The organism is Bacteroides sp. An269, from assembly GCF_002159755.1.
Classification (GTDB): domain Bacteria; phylum Bacteroidota; class Bacteroidia; order Bacteroidales; family Bacteroidaceae; genus Phocaeicola; species Phocaeicola intestinalis.
In genome coordinates, this window is record NZ_NFJG01000162.1 from 1 (window position 1) to 6,073 (window position 6,073).

7 protein-coding genes are annotated in these 6,073 nt (G+C 43.8%); 5 read left to right on the forward strand and 2 right to left on the reverse strand.

Annotated features, from left to right (window positions below; translation table 11 throughout):
• Nucleotides 1-423: 423 nt before the first annotated feature.
• The 3 genes from B5F71_RS18185 (at nt 424) to B5F71_RS20505 (ending at nt 2,542) form a co-directional block, all read left to right on the forward strand.
• Complete coding sequence (locus B5F71_RS18185; protein ID WP_087213194.1) at nt 424-1,344, forward strand: peptidoglycan DD-metalloendopeptidase family protein; 921 nt, start codon at nt 424-426, stop codon at nt 1,342-1,344.
• Between the two features lie 245 nt (nt 1,345-1,589).
• Entirely contained in the window at nt 1,590-2,288 is a 699-nt protein-coding gene (locus tag B5F71_RS18190) for a response regulator transcription factor (RefSeq protein WP_087213181.1), read from the forward strand.
• A gap of 56 nt (nt 2,289-2,344) precedes the next feature.
• Nucleotides 2,345-2,542 carry a hypothetical protein gene (locus B5F71_RS20505; protein WP_158098148.1) on the forward strand — a complete coding sequence of 66 codons (198 nt, stop codon included), beginning with the start codon at nt 2,345-2,347 and terminating at the stop codon, nt 2,540-2,542.
• A gap of 84 nt (nt 2,543-2,626) precedes the next feature.
• On the opposite strand, the gene B5F71_RS18195 is transcribed toward B5F71_RS20505, so the two are convergent.
• Entirely contained in the window at nt 2,627-2,941 is a 315-nt protein-coding gene (locus B5F71_RS18195) for a DUF3836 domain-containing protein (protein WP_087213184.1), read from the reverse strand.
• Nucleotides 2,942-3,656: 715 nt separating this feature from the next.
• Between B5F71_RS18195 and B5F71_RS21100 the strand changes: the two genes are divergently transcribed.
• Together B5F71_RS21100 and B5F71_RS19950 are read left to right on the forward strand one after the other, a co-directional pair.
• Nucleotides 3,657-4,442 (forward strand): HAMP domain-containing sensor histidine kinase, encoded by a 786-nt coding sequence (locus tag B5F71_RS21100; RefSeq protein WP_241148647.1) that lies wholly within the window; start codon nt 3,657-3,659, stop codon nt 4,440-4,442.
• A 264-nt stretch (nt 4,443-4,706) separates the two neighbouring features.
• On the forward strand, nt 4,707-4,931 hold the full coding sequence (locus B5F71_RS19950) for a hypothetical protein (RefSeq protein WP_143269941.1): 225 nt from the start codon (nt 4,707-4,709) through the stop codon (nt 4,929-4,931).
• 40 nt (nt 4,932-4,971) lie between these two features.
• On the opposite strand, the gene B5F71_RS18205 is transcribed toward B5F71_RS19950, so the two are convergent.
• Nucleotides 4,972-5,844, reverse strand: coding sequence for a type II CAAX endopeptidase family protein (locus B5F71_RS18205; protein ID WP_087213191.1), 873 nt, complete (start codon nt 5,842-5,844; stop codon nt 4,972-4,974).
• Nucleotides 5,845-6,073: the final 229 nt, after the last annotated feature.

A 6,073-nucleotide genomic window follows, 5' to 3' on the forward strand; every position in this document is an offset into this window, starting at 1 on the left:
CTGACGAAGAACAGGAGCGAAAAGGACCAAAAAATCGCCCAAAGCACACACGAAAACGGATACATCAAGCCAAGAAAAACTTTTTGGAGAAATTCAAAACAGCTTCTATTTCTTACATGCTTTCCGTCTCATTCACGCCTTTCCCTAGAAGATTATCCGAATAAGCATAAAATACATGTTGTGAAACATAAATAGATCAATAAGGTTTATTTGTAGCATAAAAATACATAAAAAATAGTTAACTGCTAACTCTACATTGCAGAAAAAAAGCTATATTTGGAACGCTTTTTGAACAAAAGCAAGCATCCGTATGTTTACACGATGCTCGAATTAGCTGATTAATTAACCATAAATGATATTCTGGCCTTAGTCGGAAAAAGAGAAATCCGGCTGATGAATACAAGCAAAGAAGAAAGGCATATAATGATTTTAAAATGTATTAGAACAGTAGCGGTAGCTGCGTTGGCGCTGGTGAGCGTAAACGTATCGGGGCAGGACTTGCTGGCACGCCAGGCACCTATCGACAGAAAGCTGAAAGCTGTAGACTCGTTGGCGCTGATTCGCCAAATCAAGGCTGAACAAGCCGTTTATCCTGCCTATAATCTGTATCCAAACTGGCAGAACGACCGTGTACATGCTTATGGCAATACGGTACAAGTCCCAGATACATTCCGAATTGATTTAACCGGTTTCTGCATGCCCACTACGCATACGAAGATTACCTCAAAGTGCGGTCCGCGCTGGCGTCGTATGCATAATGGGTTAGATATTAAAGTATATATCGGTGATACCATTCGGGCGGCTTTCGACGGGAAAGTACGTATGGTGAAGTATGAGCGCCGCGGTTATGGCAAGTATGTGGTTATTCGTCACGACAACGGGTTGGAGACCATTTACGGTCATCTTTCCAAACAACTGGTGAAAGAAGACGAATACGTAAAGGCTGGCGATGTGATAGGTCTGGGAGGCAATACCGGACGTTCTACTGGTTCGCACCTGCATTTCGAAACCCGTTTCTTGGGCGAGGTGATTAATCCTGAATTTATGTTTGATTTTCCGAAACAGGATATTGTGGCAGACAGTTACCTGTTTATCCGTAACGCAAACCGTTATCCGTACCAGCGTACACGTGCATTGGCAAACTTGAAGAGCGGGAAGAAAATCGAGAACGCGGAATCTTCACCTGCAGAAGGTGGTGCTATCCGTTATCATAAGATACGCAAGGGAGATACCTTGGGACGTATATCCCGGATTTACCACGTATCTATCGACCGTCTGTGTAAGATGAACGGCATTAAGCGTACCACAACCTTGCGCATCGGTCAGGTATTGCGTTGCTCATAAACAATAGCATTTTATCATTTCGGTAAGAAAAATAACCGGGCAGGAGGAAAACGAAATCGTTTTCTTCCTGCTTTTGTTTTCCTGCCTCATTACACTACTGTACGTGCCGTTCGGCATACCTGTTCCCCTGCTTTTTTGAGCCCCTGCTTTTTTGAGTGACGAAGACTGGAAAAAGAAGCATATTCTCTTTTTATTTGACAGGATAATCGTTATCTTTACCGCCAGATTGAACGAAAACAAGGATTATGATTAAACTTTTGTTGGTAGAAGACGATCCCAACCTGTGCTACATCGTACAGAGCGGACTGCAGGAACTGATAGGCGGATACGATGTGTGTACCGCTGCCAATGGAAAAGAGGGACTGGAAGCCTGGGAACAGCACAGACCCGACATCATTATCAGTGATATTGATATGCCTGAAATGGACGGATTCGAAATGGTAAAACGCATCCGGGAGACCGATGGTGATACCCCTATCCTTTTTGCTTCGGCTCTGACTTCTCCTAAAGACGTACGGAGAGGATATGGGTTCGGGGTAAACAATTATGTAAAAAAGCCCTATGTACCCGATGAACTGGACGCCCATATTCATGCCATTTTAAAGATGAAGAGCGGAGAGAAAAGCCGTTCGGAAAACGGTTGCCTCAAGATAGGGCACTATACGCTGGAACCCGCCCATGCCACTTTACGCAATGATACAAACGGAAAGCTTCAAGTGCTGACCCAACGGGAAGCGCAGATATTGCAGCTGCTTGCCGAGAACAAGAACGAAGTGGTGCGCCGCGAAGCTATCCTGAGCCGTTTCTGGAATACGGAAGACGATTTCTTTGCCTCGCGCAGCCTGGATGTGTTTATCAACAAGCTTCGCAAACATTTCGAATCTGATGCAGATATCGAAATAAAAACCGTGCGGGGCATCGGGCTGATGCTGGTAACGGAATAAGAGCTTTTTCACCACAGATTACACAGATTAAGAAGCTGTTTTGAATTTATCGTGCGATGATTTGGGATGAGTTTTTGAGGCATTTTCGCTTCTGTGATGAGGAAGATAGCGGGCTATCTGACGAAGAACAGGAGCGAAAAGGACCAAAAAATCGCCCAAAGCACACACGAAAACAGATACATCAAGCCAAGAAAAACTTTTTGGAGAAATTCAAAACAGCTTCTAAGTTACAATTAAGAGCGAATCATAAATAACCCAAAGTTGTGCTTGTCGTTATTAACTATTAATTGTTCACTATTAATTATTTTCAATCCGTATAATCTGTGGTGAACAAACCATCATCGTTCGTAATCGGTAAAGCGGACGCCTTCGGCAGCATAATCATAGCTGCGGGAGAGTTTCCAGCTTTGGCTTGCCGCGTTCCAACGGTAAATGTCTTTGCTCTGCAGTTCGCCTTTATCCGAATAAACCATTTCGCTACGCACCGATTTCACGTACCCCATATCGGTCTTTACGCATACCTCGCGCACCGTCACACGCTTGCCCGCCAACTCATCGTTGAACAACTTCTCCGGAGTCTGTGCGCTCATCACTGTTGCTACACTTGCCAATACCATTACACTCGCTGTTTTTTTCAAATTCATTGTTTTCATAATACGTTCTATTTTAATGTGATACTTTTGTTTTATTTTGATATGACAAAGGTAAGTGTTCCGTCTTTCCTTTTAGGTTATCGGTATGTTATCTTTAGGTTAACGGGGATTTTTTCGCGGATAATTGTATCTTTGCCACAGAAAACAAGATACATGACACGCTATGGACAAGAAAAAGATAAAAGAGTTTTTCGCCGATAAAAAGAACCGGCGATTCGCAGGCCTAAGCGCATTGACTTTCTTAGGACTTATCGGGGCATTGGCTTTGCAGGCGGTGTGGCTATATAATGTATACACCTTAATTAGAAATGACATCCAAAAAGAATGTACGTCCATTTTAGATACAGCACTATATGAAGAAACAAATATCATATCATCCCATATTCCTGACGGTTACGAAATTCTAGGTGGCCCACAAAATGACTCCATATCCTCAAATACATATTTATATGAAGGAATATACAAATTGGGGCTTCAATATTCAATAACAGAAATAGATTCCATTGCAGGCGTTTATCTACATAAAAAAGATATAAATGCAGACTATGTTATATGCAATGTCAATCCTAAGACAAAAGAGATTTACGATAAAAGTAATACGCATAAACTATTCCAATTAGGACTTATTAAATCCGATATTATCCCAACAAGATTAGATTTCTCTCAAGGAGTACAAATTATATTGGAAAATCCCTTCAAATACATTTTTGAACGCATGGGGCTTCTCATTATCTCCACATTGATTATCTTATCTTTTGTCATCTCCTGCATCATCTGCCAAATCCGTATCATCGCGCGTATGAACAAGATTTTCCAGATACGTGAAGACTTCACCTATGCCATGATACACGACATGAAGACACCGCTCAGCTCCATTTTCACCGCACTCTATTTCCTGCATAGCGGAAGGCTGGACAACAAGCCCGAGACAAAAGAGAAATATTACACCATAGCCGAGAACGAGGTGGACCACCTGCTGACCCTAACCAACAAGGTGCTCACCCTGTCGAAGCTGGAAAGCCACAAGCTGGAAATGAACCGGGAAGACGTACCGCTGGAACCGATGGTAGAGAACCTGACCGTGAAGTTTACCGCCAAGGCACAAAAGCCCGTCCGGTTCACCGCCGACCTGAAAGCTCCGGCGGTATATGCCGACAAGGAATACTTGGAAGAAATATTGAGTAACCTGATAGACAATGCTATCAAGTATTCGAAACCCGAAGGGGTAGACATCCGCATCCGTTCGGAACTGAACGAGAAATACACCGTCGTCAAGGTACATGACAACGGTCTGGGCATTTCGGAAGCCGACCAGCGCACTATCTTCAACAAATACGAACGTGCCGCAGCCGGACGGAAGAAGAACAAGAACAGACCTTCCGGCTTCGGCTTAGGGTTGAACTTCGTACAACAAGTGATGCATGCCCACGAAGGAAAGGTATTCGTCAGCAGCATCGAAGGAGAGTTCACCGAGTTCGCCTTGTTTTTTCCAAAAGAATGAATGTGTTCATTCCATCACAACCGTAGGGGCGGGGTCTGCCCGCCCAAAAACACCAGCAACTGCATCGGTTGATACATTCGGGCGGGCAAACCCCGCCCCTACATAAGCTTTTTGCGAAATTCATGTCCGGATAAATAAAGAACAGATAGGAGAGGAAACAGGTATCCGGAGTTCAGCCAATAAAACCGATGCCTAAAGTAATATATACTGCAACCGCTAACAAATATATATTCATCGGCGGTTGCAGTATATATTCATTGGCAGATGAATATATTACTTTTCGAGGGCAATTATATAGCCGGATTACGGGTTATATTTTATAATCAATCAGAAATGAAATGCGACACTCTTCGTTCTTTGCCTTCTCAAAATAAAATGCCGAATGCTGTATTTACCCAATCGACTTGTAGGGGCGTATCGCATACGCCCGAATACGCCAACTTATCCACGTGGCTGTTTCTGGGGCGTATGCGATACGCCCCTACATAGGATATTTGTAGAAATTCAAAACAATTTCTTCTAAATATCCTTACTTAAAAACCTTTATCAAAAGTCCGATAAAGACTATCTCCAGCACGATACAGACAAGGGAACCTTCGAAACCGAACAGACCTCCGTTGATAAGGTTCGGATGAATCATGTTTTGGGTGATGAGTGAAGAAAACATATCCGTCCCGCTAACCTTGAAACCGAACACCGGTCCTTGAATCCAGTTCCAGGCACAATGGGCGATAACGGGAAACCACAGGTTCTTGGTAAACAGATACATGCAGCCGAATGTGATGCCACTCAGGAAAAGCTCGACAAGCGCAACCGGACTGATACCGGAATTTGCCAGATGCAGGGCAGAGAATACGGCGGAAGAGATAATCAGGCTTACCCACACATTCATCCGTGTGCGGCACAAGCGGGTCAGCAGATATCCTCTAATTAATACTTCTTCGTTAAAAGCTCCGATAAAGAATACAAGCAGGCTGAGCGACAAGTCCTTCCAATTCCATTGCACGGAAGCAACGGACACCGAACCGCTCAACCAGCAAATGCCGAAACCGATAACAAACAAAGCGAATGTCCAGCCGATACCTATCTGCAGGTACTTGCCCCAAGTGCCGGAAGCGGACATTCCCAGTTCGCGGAACGGACGGCGGTCTATCAGGCAATGCAAAAGCAATATTGCCAGAAATATCGCTCCAGCCTGCAATCCCATATACAGCAGGTGATACTCGCCCGTATGCCGGAAAGCCTCATCGGATAAAGCTAAAGCGAGAATATCCGCACCTCCGGCGGCTATAAAGAAAAAGACTGCAATCAGCAGAAGGTCCGCCCAAAGCGGCATTTTGTTTTTCCGTTTCTTTTCTTCCTCAAAAGTGTCCTCAAACAGAGTTCCTAAATTTGTTTTCATACGTCTATCCATTTTTATTGTTTACTGGTGCAAAAATAAGTATCTGTTCTCATCCCATAGGTTATCGGTATGTTATCTTTAGGTTAACGGGGATTTTTTCGCGGATAATTGTATCTTTGCCCACAGAAAACAAGATACATGACACGCTATGGACAAGAAAAAGATAAAAGAGTTTTTCGCCGATAAAAAGAACCGGCGATTCGCAGGCCTAAGCGCATTGACTTTCTTA

What these genes read in the sequence shown, in the direction of transcription:
- B5F71_RS18185 (WP_087213194.1), top strand. Translation starts at nt 424, where the DNA reads ATGATTTTAAAATGTATTAGAACAGTAGCGGTAGCTGCGTTGGCGCTG.
- B5F71_RS18190 (WP_087213181.1), top strand. Translation starts at nt 1,590, where the DNA reads ATGATTAAACTTTTGTTGGTAGAAGACGATCCCAACCTGTGCTACATC.
- B5F71_RS20505 (WP_158098148.1), top strand. Translation starts at nt 2,345, where the DNA reads ATGATTTGGGATGAGTTTTTGAGGCATTTTCGCTTCTGTGATGAGGAA.
- B5F71_RS18195 (WP_087213184.1), bottom strand. Translation starts at nt 2,941, where the DNA reads ATGAAAACAATGAATTTGAAAAAAACAGCGAGTGTAATGGTATTGGCA.
- B5F71_RS21100 (WP_241148647.1), top strand. Translation starts at nt 3,657, where the DNA reads ATGGGGCTTCTCATTATCTCCACATTGATTATCTTATCTTTTGTCATC.
- B5F71_RS19950 (WP_143269941.1), top strand. Translation starts at nt 4,707, where the DNA reads ATGAATATATTACTTTTCGAGGGCAATTATATAGCCGGATTACGGGTT.
- B5F71_RS18205 (WP_087213191.1), bottom strand. Translation starts at nt 5,844, where the DNA reads ATGAAAACAAATTTAGGAACTCTGTTTGAGGACACTTTTGAGGAAGAA.